Annotated in this window: 13 protein-coding genes; 8 read left to right on the top strand and 5 right to left on the bottom strand. The window is 70.8% G+C overall.

Annotated elements, in window-relative coordinates; translation table 11 throughout:
- Nucleotides 1–45 precede the first annotated feature (45 nt).
- Nucleotides 46–1860: an aspartate--tRNA ligase gene (gene aspS / locus ASG59_RS05540; RefSeq protein ID WP_056407430.1), complete on the bottom strand. Its 1815-nt coding sequence runs from the start codon at nucleotides 1858–1860 to the stop codon at nucleotides 46–48.
- A gap of 253 nt (nucleotides 1861–2113) precedes the next feature.
- On the opposite strand from aspS, the gene ASG59_RS05535 reads away from it, so the two are divergent.
- The 3 genes from ASG59_RS05535 (at nucleotide 2114) to rnd (ending at nucleotide 5042) form a co-directional block, all read left to right on the top strand.
- The gene (locus tag ASG59_RS05535; protein WP_055881833.1) at nucleotides 2114–2746 is read left to right on the top strand and encodes a hypothetical protein; all 633 of its coding nucleotides are present in this window, start codon (nucleotides 2114–2116) and stop codon (nucleotides 2744–2746) included.
- A 13-nt stretch (nucleotides 2747–2759) separates the two neighbouring features.
- Entirely contained in the window at nucleotides 2760–3755 is a 996-nt protein-coding gene (locus ASG59_RS05530) for a lipase (protein WP_056407408.1), read from the top strand.
- 132 nt (nucleotides 3756–3887) lie between these two features.
- Entirely contained in the window at nucleotides 3888–5042 is a 1155-nt protein-coding gene (gene rnd / locus ASG59_RS05525; RefSeq protein ID WP_055881842.1) for a ribonuclease D, read from the top strand.
- Between the two features lie 68 nt (nucleotides 5043–5110).
- Here rnd and ASG59_RS05520 read toward each other — a convergent pair whose 3' ends face one another.
- A complete protein-coding gene (locus tag ASG59_RS05520) occupies nucleotides 5111–7036 on the bottom strand; it encodes a hypothetical protein (protein WP_056407406.1) in 1926 nt (641 codons plus the stop codon).
- Between the two features lie 101 nt (nucleotides 7037–7137).
- Nucleotides 7138–7470, bottom strand: a complete 333-nt coding sequence (locus ASG59_RS05515; RefSeq protein WP_055881848.1) for an iron-sulfur cluster assembly accessory protein — start codon at nucleotides 7468–7470, stop codon at nucleotides 7138–7140.
- A 285-nt stretch (nucleotides 7471–7755) separates the two neighbouring features.
- Between ASG59_RS05515 and ASG59_RS05510 the strand changes: the two genes are divergently transcribed.
- On the top strand, nucleotides 7756–9018 hold the full coding sequence (locus tag ASG59_RS05510; protein ID WP_056286991.1) for a deoxyguanosinetriphosphate triphosphohydrolase: 1263 nt from the start codon (nucleotides 7756–7758) through the stop codon (nucleotides 9016–9018).
- 106 nt (nucleotides 9019–9124) lie between these two features.
- Here the strand turns inward: ASG59_RS05510 and ASG59_RS05505 are convergent, their stop codons facing one another.
- Both ASG59_RS05505 and ASG59_RS05500 read right to left on the bottom strand, forming a co-directional pair.
- A complete protein-coding gene (locus ASG59_RS05505; RefSeq protein ID WP_055881853.1) occupies nucleotides 9125–9826 on the bottom strand; it encodes a L,D-transpeptidase in 702 nt (233 codons plus the stop codon).
- Nucleotides 9827–10187: 361 nt separating this feature from the next.
- Nucleotides 10188–10754, bottom strand: coding sequence for a PAS domain-containing protein (locus ASG59_RS05500; protein ID WP_082528637.1), 567 nt, complete (start codon nucleotides 10752–10754; stop codon nucleotides 10188–10190).
- Between the two features lie 322 nt (nucleotides 10755–11076).
- Here ASG59_RS05500 and ASG59_RS05495 point away from each other — a divergent pair, with 322 nt between their 5' ends.
- The 4 genes from ASG59_RS05495 to ASG59_RS05480 all read left to right on the top strand — a co-directional run bounded on the left by ASG59_RS05495 (nucleotide 11077) and on the right by ASG59_RS05480 (nucleotide 15219).
- Complete coding sequence (locus ASG59_RS05495) at nucleotides 11077–11730, top strand: ParA family protein (RefSeq protein ID WP_055881858.1); 654 nt, start codon at nucleotides 11077–11079, stop codon at nucleotides 11728–11730.
- Complete coding sequence (locus tag ASG59_RS05490) at nucleotides 11714–12031, top strand: ribbon-helix-helix domain-containing protein (protein WP_056407401.1); 318 nt, start codon at nucleotides 11714–11716, stop codon at nucleotides 12029–12031. The genes ASG59_RS05495 and ASG59_RS05490 overlap by 17 nt, the downstream gene beginning before the upstream one ends.
- Nucleotides 12032–12448: 417 nt before the next feature.
- The gene (locus ASG59_RS05485; RefSeq protein WP_056407399.1) at nucleotides 12449–13834 is read left to right on the top strand and encodes a septal ring lytic transglycosylase RlpA family protein; all 1386 of its coding nucleotides are present in this window, start codon (nucleotides 12449–12451) and stop codon (nucleotides 13832–13834) included.
- A gap of 128 nt (nucleotides 13835–13962) precedes the next feature.
- Nucleotides 13963–15219: a D-alanyl-D-alanine carboxypeptidase family protein gene (locus ASG59_RS05480; RefSeq protein ID WP_082494703.1), complete on the top strand. Its 1257-nt coding sequence runs from the start codon at nucleotides 13963–13965 to the stop codon at nucleotides 15217–15219.
- Nucleotides 15220–15286 lie beyond the last annotated feature (67 nt).

Here is a 15286-nt window from a genome sequence, read left to right as displayed (position 1 = left end):
GCGAGGTAGCCTCCCTCGCAGAGGGGGAGGGAGGCGTATCGCGTCTCACCCCTGCTTCTCGGGCAGGTTGAGCCGGATGTGCAGCTCGCGCAGCTGCTTGGGCGTCGCCTCGGCGGGCGCGCCCATCATCAGGTCCTCGGCGCGCTGGTTCATGGGGAACAGCACCACCTCGCGCAGGTTCTGCTCGCCGCAGAGCAGCATGACGATGCGGTCGATCCCCGGCGCGATGCCGCCGTGCGGGGGTGCGCCGAGCTTGAGCGCGTTGAGCATGCCGCCGAACTTCTCCTCGAGCACGTCCTGGCCGTAGCCGGCGAGACCGAAGGCCTTTTCCATCACCTCGGGGCGATGGTTGCGGATGGCGCCGGACGAGAGCTCGGTGCCGTTGCAGACGATGTCGTACTGGAACGCCTTGATGCCGAGGATCGTCTCGGACTCGCTCGGGTCGAGCGCCAGGAATCCCTCCCGGTCGAAGTTCGGCATCGAGAACGGGTTGTGGGAGAAGTCGATCTTCTTGTCGTCCTCGTTCCACTCGTACATCGGGAAGTCGGTGATCCAGCAGAACGCGAACTGGTCCTTGTCGGAGAGGTTCAGCTCGTCCGCGATCCGGTTGCGGGCCTTGCCGGCCAGCGCCGCCGCCTTGGCCTCGGTACCGGCCGAGAAGAACACCGCGTCGCCGGCCCCGGTGCCGGTCTTGGCGGCGATCAGCGCCAGCACCTCGGCCGGGATGAACTTGGCGATGGGGCCCTTGCCGGCGAGCGCGCCGTCGACGTCCTCGAAGACGACGTAGCCGAGGCCGGGCGCGCCCTCGGCGCGGGCAAAGTCGTTGAGCTTGTCGAAGAACGAGCGCGGCTGGGTCGCCGCCCCCGTGGCCGGGATCGCCCGGACCTTGCCGCCCGATGCGATCACGCCCTTGAAGGCCTTGAAGGCGACGTCCTCGCGCGAAAACTCCTCGGTCACGTCGGCGATGACCAGCGGGTTGCGCAGGTCCGGCTTGTCGACGCCGTACTTCAGCATCGCCTCGGCGTAGGGGATGCGCGGGAACGCCTGCGTGACGCGCTTGCCTTGCGCGAACTCCTCGAACACCGAGCGCAGCACCGGCTCCACCGACTGGAACACGTCCTCCTGCGTGACGAAGCTCATCTCGATGTCGAGCTGGTAGAACTCGCCCGGGCTCCGGTCGGCCCGCGCGTCCTCGTCGCGAAAGCACGGCGCGATCTGGAAGTAGCGGTCGAAGCCGGCGATCATCGTCAGCTGCTTGAACTGCTGGGGCGCCTGGGGCAGCGCGTAGAATTTTCCGGGGTGCACGCGGGACGGGACGAGGTAGTCGCGCGCGCCCTCAGGGCTGGACGCCGTAAGGATCGGCGTCTGAAATTCGAAAAAGCCGCCCTCGCGCATGCGGCGGCGCAAGGAATCGATGATCGCGCCGCGCTTCATGATGTTGGCGTGCAGCTTGTCGCGGCGGAGATCCAGGAAGCGGTACTTGAGCCGCGTTTCCTCCGGATACTCCTGGTCGCCGAAGACCGGCACCGGCAGTTCGCCGGCGGGCCCGAGCACTTCGAGGTCGTCGATGTAGACCTCGATGGTGCCGGTGGGCAGGTCGGGGTTCTCAGTGCCGGCGGGCCGGGTCCGCACGCGCCCGTCGATGCGGATCACCCACTCTGCGCGTGCGAGATTCGCGCCCTTGAAGGCCTTCGAGTCGGAATCGACCACGCATTGCGTGAGCCCGTAGTGGTCGCGCAGATCGATGAACAGCACGCCGCCGTGGTCGCGGATGCGGTGGCACCAGCCGGACAGGCGGATGCTCGCGCCGACGTCGGACGGGCGGAGCGCCCCGCAGGTATGGGTCCGATAACGGTGCATGACGGGCTGCATGACGGCCTCTTGGGAATGAGGGCCGCACCATTCACGCGAGGGGGGTGAAGTCAAGTTTGCGGCCTCCGCTTCGGGGGTCGCCGCGCCGGGCAGGTCGATCGCGGCGATGCGTCGCGAGGCCACCCGAAAAACACACGCCATGACTGAATACGCCTTGATATAATCAATCTGAGGTTATACAACCTGCGGGCGATATTCGGTCGGGAGCCGCCGCTGCTCGATCCTGCGGAGAGGTGACGCCATGCTGATCGTCGAGAACCCCCACGCATCGACGACGCTGCCGGACGATCTGCTGACGTCGGAGGACGCCTTCAATGCGGTGAAGTCCCTGACCGCGGTCCCCTACACCGTCCCGTTCGAGGTCTTGGGCGAGCCGATCGTTCCCGGCCTCACGCAAGTCCCCCTGGTGCTCCAGGGCACCTTCATCCAGATCACCAACACGGCAACCAGCGGCTCCGCGTCGATCCAGCTGAGCTACAGACCGACGGTGCCGTTCATACTGTCGGCCTCCGGCGGCACGATCAACCTCGCGGCAAACCTGGTCTATTACGATCTTACGATCTACGATCAGACGTTTGCTTTCACAAAATCGCCATCGAATCCGAACCTCTTCTATACGATCCCCGCGAACCAAACCTTGATCGTCGGGGTGCAATACGTCTCGACAGGTCTCAGCCTGGCCTCTCGATCCGGTGCGGTGACCGAATCGGCCGGAAACCGCGGCATCGTATCCCTGCTCCCATCGGGCGGCTCCACGTTCCTGGCGACCGCGACCGTGCGGCAGTTCTTCGTGAACCAGAACGCTCCCCTCGCGCCGATCGCGGCCGCCGCCTATTCGGTGCCCATCGGCGGAGGGGGCGTGATCGTCGGCTGAGGCGGGTTGGGCCATGTCCGCCTCGACCGCCGAACTGATGACGCTGGCCGGAATCGCCTACGGCGACCCGGCCGCGATCCCGGGCTATCTCGCCCGGGACCCGCTCACGGCAGGCGACTGGACCGTCGCCTGGATCGCGGCACCGCCCGATCCGCCGGTGAACTTCGCCTATCTCGCCCGCAGCACCGCCACCGGCGCCTGCGTGCTGGCGATCCGCGGCACCTACCCGAACCCGTTCTCGCCCGCCTATTGGGAGGACGGTGACGAGGACAGCCCGTTCGGCGACATGGTCTCCTGGCCCGGCGCGCCGGAGGCCCGGGTATCCGCCGGGACGGCCAAGGGCCTCGCCACCCTCCAGGGGCTCACCGATGCCGTCGGGACGACGCTGGCGGCTGCCGTCGGCGCCCTGCCGCCTCAGGCCGCCCTCACCGTCACGGGCCACAGCCTGGGCGGCACCCTGGCGCCGGTGGTCGCCCTGTGGCTGAGCGGGGAGGGGCTGGCGGGCAGGCTGCCGCCGCGGCCGGTCTCGGCCTGCAGCTTTGCCGGGATGACGCCGGGCAATACCGCCTTCGCCGCCCTGTTCGGGCCGGGCACGGCCCTCGACGGCCGGGTGACGCGCTGCTTCAACACCCTCGACACCGTCGCCTACGGCTGGGACCGGGTCTTGGCGACCCACGATTTCTACGAGCCTTCGCCCAAGGGCGGGGCGGTGGTCGCGGCGATGCTCCTGGCCACCGCGGCCCGGCTGGCGCTCGGGGGCTACGACTACGCCCCCGTGGGCACGCCCCTGTCTCTCACGGGGACCGTCCGGCCGCCCACCATCGGGTGCGACCTCGTCGCCTACGTGTTCGAGAACCTGCACCAGCACCTGCCGGACACCTACCTCACGCTGCTGGGAGCCCCGTTGCTGCCCTTCGCCCTCGGCTTCGGCAGCGTCGTCCTCCCGCGCGACCACCCCCAGGCGGAACGGGGACCGACGCCGCGCTGGCCGACCTATCACCTGGCGTGACCAGGACTCGCTTGTCGTGACGAGGACGCACCCGACGTGAGGGGGCGCCGTCTGAGGAAGGAGGGGGCCGGGGTCGGATAACCGCGCGGGCCGATCTCGCCGCGGGCCTAAACCTCGGATATAGCCGATTTCATGGACCTGATCTCGACCACGCACGACCTCGCCGAGGCCTGCACCCGCTTTTCCGCCATGCCGTTCGTGACCGTGGACACCGAGTTCATGCGCGAGACGACCTATTACCCGAAGCTCTGCCTCATCCAGATGGCGGGGCCGGACGGGTCGGGCGTGCTGGTCGACCCGCTCTCGCCCGACCTCGACCTGGCGCCGTTCTTCGCGCTGATGGCGCACGAGGGCGTGGTCAAGGTGTTCCACTCGGCCCGCCAGGACCTCGAGATCATCTGGCTGCTCGGCGGGCTCCTGCCGCAGCCGTTCTTCGACACCCAGGTGGCCGCCATGGTCTGCGGCTACGGCGACTCGGTCTCCTACGAGCAGCTCGTCAACGACGTGGCCAAGGCCAAGATCGACAAGTCCTCGCGCTTCACCGACTGGTCGCGTCGGCCCCTCTCGGACGCCCAGCTTTCCTATGCGCTCTCGGACGTCACGCACCTCGTCAAGGTCTACGAGGTCCTGGCGGGCCAGCTCTTGTCGACCGATCGCGGCGAATGGCTCGACGAGGAGATGAGCGTCCTCACCTCGCCCGAGACCTACAAGGCCGACCCCGCTCTGGCCTGGCGCCGCCTGTCGGGGCGCATGCGCAAGCCCCGCGAGATCGCGGTGCTGATGGAGGTCGCCGCCTGGCGCGAGCGCGAGGCGCAGAGCCGCAACGTGCCGCGCGGGCGCATCCTCAAGGACGAGGCGGTGATCGACGTCGCCACCTCCGCCCCGCGCAACGTCGAGGCGCTGGGGCGCCTGCGCTCGATTCCCGCCGGCTTCGAGCGCTCGCGCACGGGAGCCGACATCCTCGCCGCGGTGGAGCGCGGCTTCCTGCGCGACACCGCCGAGATCCCGGTGGCGGCCGAGCGCAGCCGCGGGCGGGGCGGCAACGGGGCGCTGGTCGAACTCCTCAAGGTGCTACTCAAGGCGGTGTGCGAGGCCGAGCGGGTGGCGCCCAAGATCGTGGCCACCATCGAGGACCTCGAGGCGCTGGCCGAAGACGACAACGCCGACGTGCCGGTGCTCACCGGCTGGCGCCACGCCCTGTTCGGCGAAAAGGCGCTCGCCCTCAAGGCCGGCCGCCTCGCGCTCTCGGCCGAGCGCGGGCGGGTGGTGGTGCGCGAGCTGACCTGACCGAAGGGGAGCGTCCTCTCCCGCCTCGCATCCGGCGCCTCCCACGAGGAAGGCGGGTTCAAAAACCCTCAGTTCGCCTTGGCGGTCACGTCGAGCCTGTCGAGCACCGCGCCGGGGTTCGGGGCGGCGCTGAAGTCGATGACGCCGAGGCCCGTCCCGTTCTTGGGGCGGGCGCTGAGGAACAGGCGGCCGGGCTTGGCCACGAACTGCGCCATCGCGGTGCCGATCGCCTTGGCGTTGGCCGAGCCGCCGAGGATGGCGGGCACGCCGAAGGCGCTCGCGGTGGCGTATTCCTGGGTCAGCTCCTCGGGCTTGAGGCTCAGCACCTTCGACTGGGCGGTGATGAAGCGCTCGAACAGGCCGGTGTTCTCGATGGTGAGGTCGAGGGCCTTGGCGGTGGCCGAGAGCCAGGCGTAGCCCGAGACCGCCGCATCCGCGTCGAACACCTCCGGCCCGATGCCGCCCACCGTGCCGTTGAGGCGCAGCGTGCCCATCTCCTTGCCGGAGACCGAGATCTCGCGGACCTTGAGTTCGCGCGCCGCCTCGTCCCAGGAGGATTCGGCCACCGCATCGAGGTCGAGGTCGCGGTAGCCGTACTGGCCGAGCGAACCGAGGCCGGGGATGCCGGCCACGGCGGCCGAGGGCAGGGTGAGCCCCGACAGGCTGAGCCGGCCGGCGGTGGGCACCCCGTCCTTGGGCGTGCCGAAGCTCATGGTGGCGTCGCGCAGGCCGACATGGGCGGCGGGCAGGACGACCGGCGCAGGGACGGGCGAGGGAGCGGGCATCGCCGGCGGGCCGGCGCGCAGGTCCCCGCCGAGGCCGGGAGGCCTGTCGACCGGGACCCTGGCGGCGGCCGGCGGAGGCTCGGCGGGCACGGTCTCGGCCGGCAGGTCGATGGCGACGTTCTGCACTGCCAGGGTGCCGATGGTGGGGGTGAGCCGGCGCAGATCGTCGTCGGAGGGCGGCGTCGTGAGCGCGGAGAGCCGGCGCAGGGCGGCGACGGTCGGTGCCAGCGAGAAGCCCGAGAGCGAGAGCCGCCCGATCCGGGAGCGGGCGCCGCCGCCCGAAAAGCCGATGTCCTCGAAGCTGGCGCCGGCCGCCCCCATGGTGAAACGGGCGATGCTGAGGTCGACCGCCTTGTCCCTGGTCTCCTGCAGGCTGAGGCCCGTGGCTTCGAGCGCGCCGATCGCGACGGAGTCGACGAGGTCGGCCGCCATCCCGGTCAGCCGGGCCCGCTCGGCCGGGGACATCGTGTCGAGGGCCTCCCTGTCGAGGTCGAGCCCGGTGAGGGATTGGAACGCGCCGGCCCAGGTCGCCGGCGTCTGGCGGCCGCTCATGTCGCGGCCCTCGATGCGGGCGATCCGGAGGGCCGTGCCGCGGTCGTCGACATAGGCGACGTCGCTGAGCGAGACCACACCGTAGATCCGCTGCATGGCGCCCTTGCCGTCGCCCGGCTCGCCGTAGAGGCGCGACAGGGTGACGAGGTCGACGTCGCGGGCCTCGATGCGGCCGTAGGTGCCGGTGCCGGTGCGCGGGCCGCCCGTCACCGAGACGGAGGCGCCCGAGGCGGTGAGTTCGGCGATGCGCCCGGCCCGGACGTCCTTGGCGACCACGTCGCGGTAGACCACGCCCTGGCGGGCGGGGCCGCCCTCGACATAGGACACGCGCAGTTCGGGGATCGTCAGGCTGGCGGCGTCGAGGCGGGCGAGGCGGGCCGGCCAGGGCGCCCCGGGGCCCGGCTTGAGCAGGGCGACGACGTCGTCCTTCGACAGGCGGGTGCCGCTCACCGTCAGGCGCGGCGCGGTGAGGACGGTGCCGCCCAGCGGCAGCACCACGTCCTGGAGCGTGACGTCCTGCACCGCGGAGGCCGCTTCCTGGGCGACGGCGGGCGACAGGACGCCGTGGAGGCCGGGCCCGGCGCCCATCAGGGCGATCAGGCAGACCGAGAGCCCCGCGGCCCGCGTCAGGTTCGGGCGGGCCTTCCAACAGGTCATGGGCGTATCCGGATCGCTGGCGGGGAAAACCGTGAGCCTCGAGGCCGCGCCATCCCTGCCGCGTTTTGCAGGGCGAGGCAATCGCGGGCGGTCCGATCCCGTCAGAGCGAGAACGAGGTGCCGCAGCCGCAGGAGGCGGTGGCCTGGGGGTTCTCGATCTTGAACGACTGGCCGATGAGGTCGTTGACGAAGTCGATGGTGGCGCCGCTCATGTATTCCAGCGAGACCGGGTCGACCAGCACCGTGGCGCCGTCGCGCTCGATGGCGACGTCGTCGCCGGCGCGGGTGCGCTCCACGTCGAAGGCGTAGGAGAAGCCCGAGCAGCCGCCGCCGTTGACGCTGATGCGCAGGGAGGCGCCCGGAGGCTCGGCCCCCATGATCTCGTTGATGCGCTTGGCGGCGCGGGGGGTGAGGGTGATCTCAGGACTCGTCATGCTCGGGTTCCGGTCCATCGTTGTCGGCGCCGGTGATTGCCGTGGCCGGTGCCGCACACAAGATATGAGGTGCGGGTGCGCGCCGCAACGCGGCGGATGCGGTAGCCGGATGCCAACGGACGAATCCGATGACCCTGGGTTGCCGAGCCTCAGGCGTCGGCGGCCGCATCCGCGGCCTTGGCTTTCGCCTTCGCTCGACGCCTTGGAGGACCGATGTCCTCCAAGGCCCGCTTCGCGGGGCGCTCTTCGCGCCCGGACCATCGAAATCGGGTTTCACCCGCCAGCATGAAGGAACGCGACGTGCGGCACAACGGGGAACGCTGGCGGGCGCCCTACGCGACCGACCCGGCCGCCACGCGCGGGCGCCTGATCCCAGAGCCGGCCTCGGCGACGCGCAGCGACTTCCAGCGCGACCGCGACCGCATCATCCACGCGAGCGCGTTCCGGCGCCTCAAGCACAAGACCCAGGTCTTCGTGCACCACGAAGGCGACCATTACCGCACCCGGCTCACGCACACCCTCGAGGTCAGCCAGGTCGCGCGGGCGCTGGCGCGGGCGCTCGGCCTCGACGAGGACCTGGCCGAGGCGCTGGCGCTGAGCCACGACCTCGGCCACACCTGCTTCGGGCACACCGGCGAGGACGCGCTGGATCTGGCCATGGCCGCGCACGGCGGCTTCGACCACAACGCCCAGGCGTTGCGCATCGTCACCCGGCTGGAGCGACGCTACGCCGGCTTCGACGGGCTCAACCTCGCCTGGGAAACCCTGGAAGGCCTCGTCAAGCACAACGGCCCCCTGCTCGGGCCGGACGGCCGGCCGACCCCGCGCTGGGCGGAGCGCGGCATCCCGGCGGCGATCCTCGACTACAATGCCCTCAACGACCTCGACCTGTCGCGCTTTGCCGGGCCGGAGGCGCAAGCGGCGGCCATCGCCGACGACATCGCCTACGATTCCCACGACCTCGACGACGGCCTGCGCGCCGGCCTGTTCGAGCTCGGCGAGCTCGACGCGGTACCGTTCCTGGCCGGCCTCCTCGACGAGATCGACGTCCTCCATCCGAACCTGGAGCCATCGCGAAAGATCCACGAACTGGCGCGGCGCGTCATCACCCGCTTCGTGGAGGACGTGATCGGCGAGAGCCGCCGCCGGATCGCGGCCCTTGGCCCGCGCTCGGTGGAGGACATCCGCGGGGCGCGCGAGGCCGTGGTGGCGTTCTCGCCCGCGATGGTGGAGGCGGACGCGCAGATCAAGACGTTCCTTTTCGCGCGGATGTACCGCCACCCCGGCGTGCTCAGCGTTCGCGCCAAGGCCGACGTCATCGTCGCCGACCTGTTTGCCGCCTTCACCGCCGACCCCGCCGCGATGCCCGAGGAATGGCGCGCCGGCCTCGACGACGCCACCCCGAGCCGCCTCGCCCGGCGCGTGGCCGACTACATCGCCGGCATGACCGACACCTACGCGGTCCTCGCCCACCGCCGGTTGTTCGCCACGACGCCCGACCTGCATTGGGGTGGGATGGATCGGGGGTTGCCGCTGGCCGAGGGATGAGGATGGCCCCAGCGCCCCCGCCTCGCTCCGACCGGTCGAAAGCGCCACGCTCCGGCGCGAAACCATCCGCGCCGGAACGAGGCTTTCGCGTGCGCGGGCAGGACGACTACGCGGGCAGGACGACCACCTTCGTCTTGACCTGCGTTCGTGCGTAGAGGTCGATCATGTCCTGGCTGAGCAGGCCGACACAGCCACTGGTGATGCCCGTGCCGATCGTCTCGGGATCGCTCGAGGCGTAGATCGTGTAGAGCGTATAGGCGCCGTTCTGGTAGAGATGGAGGGTGCGGGCGCCGAGCGGATTGTCGAGGCCGCCCGGCATGCCGCGGGCGTATTTGGCGGCCTCGGGCTGACGCCGGATCATTTCCTTGGGGGGCGTCCAGGTCGCCCATTCGGACTTGCGACCGACATAGGCGTCGCCACTCCACAAGAACCCATCGCGGCCGACGTTGGCGCCGTAGCGGGTGGCGGTCCCATCGCCCTCGATGCGGTAGACGTAGAAGTTGCCCGGATCGACGACGATCGTGCCCGGCGCCTCCTTGGACTCGTAGCGAACCGTCCGGCGATAGTACTTCGGGTCGACCTTGCTGACATCGGCCGCCGGGATCGGGAATTTTTCGTTCGGCAGCGGCCCGTAGATCTTCGCCGCCTCGGCGAGGAGCATGCCGTCGGAGGTCGCGCAACCGGCCAGCCCCATCGCGCCGAACCCGACGGCCGAGCCGGCCACGAAGGACCGGCGGCTGAGAAGCCCGGCCCGACGCCCGAGCGGAGCGGCCTCATCCCCCTCGGCAGTCCCACCGTCCATCGTCATGATCCCGGAACTCCCATGTCCTGCGGGCCGATGCGGCAACGCGCCGACAGACACCCATCGAGCGTATTGCCAAGCTGAGATTGCGGGTCCCCAGCTCGTCAGGCAAGCCCGGCTCTCGCGTCGTGACGCTGGCTGTCCATCGAGGCCAACACCGTCAGGGAGAGCGAGTGGCCCGACGTGCGCCAGCGTCAAAGACAAGAGACACTTCGCAGGATCGGCAACGCCCTCGAGACCGCATCAATATTCGGTACCCGGAAGCAGGCGGAATACGTCGAGAGTGAGGCCACGATCTCCCGGCGTCCGAGATCGGTCGGCGATAGACCGCCCCTCGAACCCTGGAAAGCTCGACCCGACGCCCCCCTCAATGCGGCACCCCCTCCCGCCCCGCCTCCAGCTGCCGCGCCAGTTCGAACCCGATCTCCATCATCAGGTCGTCCACCGCGGCGCAGAGGCCGGGCTGGCGCAAGTCGGCGCAGAGGATGCGCAGCGCGATGGCGTGTTCGGCCATGCGGTTGACGATGGCCTGGGGCTCGGGGTCCTCGTCCGGCCCGAAGGCCAGCGCGATGCCGTCGCCCTGGCGGGGCTGGCCGAGGGGGTCGCGGGCAACGCGGCCGCGCAGGCTCACCCGTGTTGCCCCGTCCCGGGCCCGCAGGGTCAGGTCGAAGGGGCCGCCGCGCTCGGCCGCCGCCTCGAAGGCCGCCTGGATCCGGGCCCGGTCGGCGCGGTGCAGGGCCGCCACGAAGGCGGCGAGGGGGAGCCCGCGCGTCGCCGCCTCCGGCGCCAGGCCGAGCCGGCGGGCCACAGGGGCGGAGACGGCGATCAGGGCCTTGGGCACGTCGTAGCGCCAGGTGCCGACGACGCCGGAGGCCTTCAGGGCCGACCGGAGGTCCGGCAGGGCTCGCGAGGGTCGCCGAAGGGAAGCCGCCATGGTCGATCCGCGATGGGTGCCGCGCCTGAGGTCCCGGCGCTCACAGTAGCGATACCTGAGGTTGATATCGATGCGCACCCGGTGACTAGGCCGGGTGGTAGAGCTATCGATATCAACGGGATGAGGGAAGGGGTCTCGGATCGCCTTCTGCCGGAAAAGCAACTTCAAATTGTTATTGCGGCATCCCGCCGCGTCCTGGCCGAAGCGCCGGCGTTAACGACCCGTTAACCACGATGACCCAGACCCGGATCAGGTCATCCTTGCATCACAGGATGGCGGGCCGTGGCCGGGGCGATCGACGGGCCGACGCGAAGGAGACCCGATGCAGGCCATCACGTTCGTGACGCAGAAGGGCGGCAGCGGGAAGAGCACCCTGTGCATCTCGCTGGCCGTGGCCGCCCGCGAGGCCGGGCTCTCGGTCTGCATCCTGGAGATGGACCGCCAGGCCACGATCAGCGACTGGGCCGACCACCGCACCGCCGACGGCCCCGAGGTGGCGCAGATCGACGCCACGCAGATCGACGGGGTGATGGCCCGGCTGCGCGAGACCGCCTACGACTTCGTCTTTATCGACACTCCGGGCGTCGATTCCCCCGGCACCCTCTCGGCCATCCGCGCCGCCGACCTCTGCCTCGTGCCCTGCCGGCCGACGCCGGCGGACCTGCGCGCCTTCAAGCCGACCCTGGCCGCGATCTACCGCCTGGAGAAGGCCTTCGCCTTCGTGCTCAACCAGACCCCGGCGCGCTCCTACCGCATCCGGGACGCCAGCGACGGCCTCTCGGTGCTGGGCGTCCTGCCCGACGTGACCATCGTCTCGCGCACCGACCACCAGGACGCGATCGGGTTCGGGCAGGGGGTGACCGAGTTCAACCCCAAGGGCCAGGCCGCCGCCGAGGTGCGCGGGCTCTGGCGCTGGATCGAGCGGCGGATGCGGGAGATCGCGGACATCGGAGCCGGGCATGTCGCGGCCGCCTAAGCCGAGCCTTGCCGCCATCGTGGCGGCCTCCGCCGCCCCCGGGCGCGGCGCCGAGGCCGTCGCGCCGGCCGCTCGGCCCGCCACCCTCAAGGCCCGCGCCCGGCAGATGTCGGTCTACCTGGAGCCGCCGGTCTACGATCAGCTGCGCGACCTCGCCCACGTCGAGCGCACCAAGATGCACGCCCTGATGCTGGAGGCCCTCGACCTGCTGTTCCGCCAGCGCGGCAGCCCCTCCATCGCGCATCTCACCCAGGCGAGCGCGCCCAGGCCTGATGTGGACGCGAAAGACGCTTTAGGCTGAACCGGTTGCGGTCGTTCGCTGATGCGATGCCCGAGGTATCGGGCGATGCTGACGCGAGCCGAGTGCGCCGGCAGGACGGGGCGTCCTGCGGACAGCGTGGAAGGCGTAGTCTTTACTTTTTCCTGTCAATATTTTGCAGCGGTTTCCGGATGTTGATTCTCGGGGATAACCCGGTGGCCGGCCGGACCCGCCCCGTCATCGTTCAGGCTTCGTTTACGCCGTCTCGACAAGTGTTCGTTTCGGGATGACGCCGCCGGGTTCGCGGCGCGGCCCGACGCCGCTTGAAACGTCTCGAACAAGGGTCCGCCGGTCTCGCCCTCCGCGCCGGCGGCCGCCCCGTGTCGCGTACACGGCTGAGGGCACGGGTTTGATCGCGTGATGGTGCGTATCTGGAAGGCCGGAGACTCTGCTGCGCGGATGCGGCCGGTCTGGCGGGTGCGGCCGGCCTGGCGAGTGATGGCCGTAACGGCCCTGGCCCTGACCACGGCCAATTGCGCGGCCCCGACGCAGAAGCTCGCCGGCGGCGCGACCGGGTCCGGCTCCGAGATCGATCCGAAGTACGGCGTCAAGGCGAGCCCGCGGCTATACAAGGAGGGCGACGTCATCCCCAAGGGGGGCGGGCGCCGCTTCTCGGGCAAGCCCTACGTGGTGGCCGGGCGCACCTACGTCCCGCGCGAGGACGCCAAGGGCTATGTCCGCGAGGGGCTGGCCTCCTGGTACGGGGCGGCCTTCCACGGCCGGCTCACCGCCAACGGCGAGGTGTTCGACCGCAACTCGGTGGCCGCCGCGCACCCGACGATGCCGCTGCCGAGCTACGCCCGGGTCACAAACCTCGCCAACGGCCATTCCATGGTGGTGCGGGTGAACGACCGCGGCCCCTATCACGCCAACCGCCTCATGGACGTCTCCGAGGAGGTGGCCAGCGCCCTCGATTTCCGCCGCCGCGGCACCGCCAAGGTGCGGGTGGAATACGTCGGCAAGGCCTCCACCGCCGGCAGCGACGACGCCAAGCTGATGGCGACCCTGCGCACCGACGGGCAACCGGCGGCGATCCGCGGGGCCGCTCCGGTGATGCTCGCCGACCTCGGGCCGGACGCCGAGATGCCGGTGCGCGCCTCGCGCCCGGCCATGGCCTTCAAGCCGGCGGCCGAGGTGGACGAACCCGCCCCCCGGCCGGTCCGCATCGCCCCCACCGTCGTGGCGGCGGCGAGCATCGCCGTGCCCGCGGCGGTGCAGCCGACGCGGGTGCGTACCGCCGCCTTCGTGCCGGTGCGCCCCTCGCACCAGGCCTCCGCGAACCAGGCCTCCACCAACCAAGCCTCCGCGAACACGAAGGCGCCCATGAGCCTGGCGCCGCCGCCGATCCGCCTGGCAGGCGCTCCCCAGGAGATTCACAGGCAGGAAATTCACAGGCAGGAGATCGACCGGTCGGCGTTCGCCGGCCACCGCCCGGCCGGGTCCGGGGCGAGCGTCAGGCTCGCCGCCGGCAAGGAGACGGTCAAGGACGCCCCCAGGGTCGAGCCGGCCGCCCGGCGCGGAAGCGGGCCGATGGCGCCGCCCAGCCGCCTCGCCGCCCAGCCGGCGCCGCCCTCCGCGCCCATGGCCGGGCGCATCGCGGTGCCGCCGGCAAGGCCCGGGCAACCGGCAAAGCCCGTGCTGCTGGCAGGGGCCAGATCCGTCGAGACGAAGCCGGCGGACACCAGGGTCGTCGCACCGGCCGGCCTCAAGGCGCAGCCCGCGAAGGTCGCCGCGGCCCCGGTCGCCGCCAAACCCCGGCGCGCCCAGTTCGCCCGGGTGGAGTGACCGGCCGGTGCATCCCGACGATGCACCGCGGCAAAGCCACGTTCGTTTTCAGCGCCGAATCCTGTAGCGTGCCGCGCAGGATACGAGATCGAGCCGGCGCCGATGGCGTCGGCGCTGCGAGGCGAGTGATGCACGACGCGACGAGGAAGCCGGCAGGGCAGAGGAAGCCGGCAGGGCATGGGCGTGCGCTGCGGCGATGGGCGATCCTGTGCCTGGTGCTGCCCGCCGCCCTGGGCCTGCGCGAGGCCGCCGCGCAGAGTTTCCAGACGGCGGCACCGCACGCGATCCTGATCGACGCGGATTCCGGCTCCGTCCTGTTCGAGAAGCAGGCGGACGAGGCCTTCTCCCCGGCCAGCATGGCCAAGCTGATGACCACCGAGATCGTGTTCAACGAGATCCGGCAGGGCCGGCTCTCCATGGACAGCGAGTTCCAGATCTCCGAGGACGCCTGGCGCCGCGGCGGGGCGGGGGGCGGCGGCTCCTCGATGTTCGCGCAGCTCAACAGCCGCATCAAGCTCTCGGACCTCCTGCGCGGCCTCATCGTCCAGTCGGGCAACGACGCGGCCATCGCGCTCGGCGAGGGCATCGCCGGCTCGGAGGAGAATTTCGGACGGATGATGACGGCGCGGGCGCGTGAGATCGGGCTGTCGCGCTCGACCTTCCGCAACGCCACCGGCTACTCGGCGCCCGACCAGAAGACCACGGCGCGCGACCTCGCCAAGCTCGCGATCCACCTCATCGACACCTATCCCGACCTCTACAAGATGTTCGCCGAGCGCGAGTTCACCTGGAACAAGATCAAGCAGCAGAACCGCAACCCGCTCCTGACCCTCGACATCGGCGCCGACGGGCTCAAGACCGGCTACCTCGAGGAATCCGGCTACGGGCTCACCGGTTCGGCGGTGCAGAACGGCCAGCGCCTCGTGATGGTGGTGAGCGGCCTCAAGACCGCCCGCGACCGCGCCGCGGAATCGCGCAAGCTCGTCGAATGGGGCTTTCGCGCCTTCGAGCCGCGCCAGATCTTCGCCGCCGGCGAGAGCGTCGCCGAGGCCTCGGTCTACGGCGGCGCCAAGGGCGGGGTGCCGCTGGTGGCCAAGAAGCCGATCCGCCTCCTGGTGCCGCGCGGCTCGGGCGACAAGGTCACGGCCCGCGTCGTCTATCGCGGCCCGCTGACGGCGCCGGTGGCCGAGGGCGCCCAGGTCGCCCGGCTGCGGATCACCCGCGGCGAGACCCAGGCCCTCGACCTGCCCCTCTATGCGGCCGAGACGGTGGAGGCCGGCAGCATCCCCCAGCGCGCCCTCGACGCGGCCTGGGAGGTCGGCACCGGCCTGTTCCGCAAGGCGATCGGCACCAGTGACGGCGACAAGGCCACCACCGGCTCGTGAGCGGCTCCGCGACACCGGCGAACCCCGGCCAAACCCTCGCCGGCCAAACCCTCGCCGCTCACGGCCG

This window comes from Methylobacterium sp. Leaf466, from assembly GCF_001425565.1.
Taxonomy (GTDB): Bacteria; Pseudomonadota; Alphaproteobacteria; order Rhizobiales; family Beijerinckiaceae; genus Methylobacterium.
Note: the sequence above shows the minus strand (reverse complement) of the source record. Positions and strands in the feature narration are given on the sequence as shown.

Coding starts and splice junctions, on each gene's coding strand:
- ASG59_RS05530 (WP_056407408.1), top strand. CDS start 2,760: ATGTCCGCCTCGACCGCCGAACTGATGACGCTGGCCGGAATCGCCTAC.
- aspS (WP_056407430.1), bottom strand. CDS start 1,860: ATGCACCGTTATCGGACCCATACCTGCGGGGCGCTCCGCCCGTCCGAC.
- ASG59_RS05480 (WP_082494703.1), top strand. CDS start 13,963: ATGCACGACGCGACGAGGAAGCCGGCAGGGCAGAGGAAGCCGGCAGGG.
- ASG59_RS05490 (WP_056407401.1), top strand. CDS start 11,714: ATGTCGCGGCCGCCTAAGCCGAGCCTTGCCGCCATCGTGGCGGCCTCC.
- rnd (WP_055881842.1), top strand. CDS start 3,888: ATGGACCTGATCTCGACCACGCACGACCTCGCCGAGGCCTGCACCCGC.
- ASG59_RS05485 (WP_056407399.1), top strand. CDS start 12,449: ATGCGGCCGGTCTGGCGGGTGCGGCCGGCCTGGCGAGTGATGGCCGTA.
- ASG59_RS05515 (WP_055881848.1), bottom strand. CDS start 7,470: ATGACGAGTCCTGAGATCACCCTCACCCCCCGCGCCGCCAAGCGCATC.
- ASG59_RS05505 (WP_055881853.1), bottom strand. CDS start 9,826: ATGACGATGGACGGTGGGACTGCCGAGGGGGATGAGGCCGCTCCGCTC.
- ASG59_RS05520 (WP_056407406.1), bottom strand. CDS start 7,036: ATGACCTGTTGGAAGGCCCGCCCGAACCTGACGCGGGCCGCGGGGCTC.
- ASG59_RS05510 (WP_056286991.1), top strand. CDS start 7,756: ATGAAGGAACGCGACGTGCGGCACAACGGGGAACGCTGGCGGGCGCCC.
- ASG59_RS05535 (WP_055881833.1), top strand. CDS start 2,114: ATGCTGATCGTCGAGAACCCCCACGCATCGACGACGCTGCCGGACGAT.
- ASG59_RS05495 (WP_055881858.1), top strand. CDS start 11,077: ATGCAGGCCATCACGTTCGTGACGCAGAAGGGCGGCAGCGGGAAGAGC.
- ASG59_RS05500 (WP_082528637.1), bottom strand. CDS start 10,754: ATGGCGGCTTCCCTTCGGCGACCCTCGCGAGCCCTGCCGGACCTCCGG.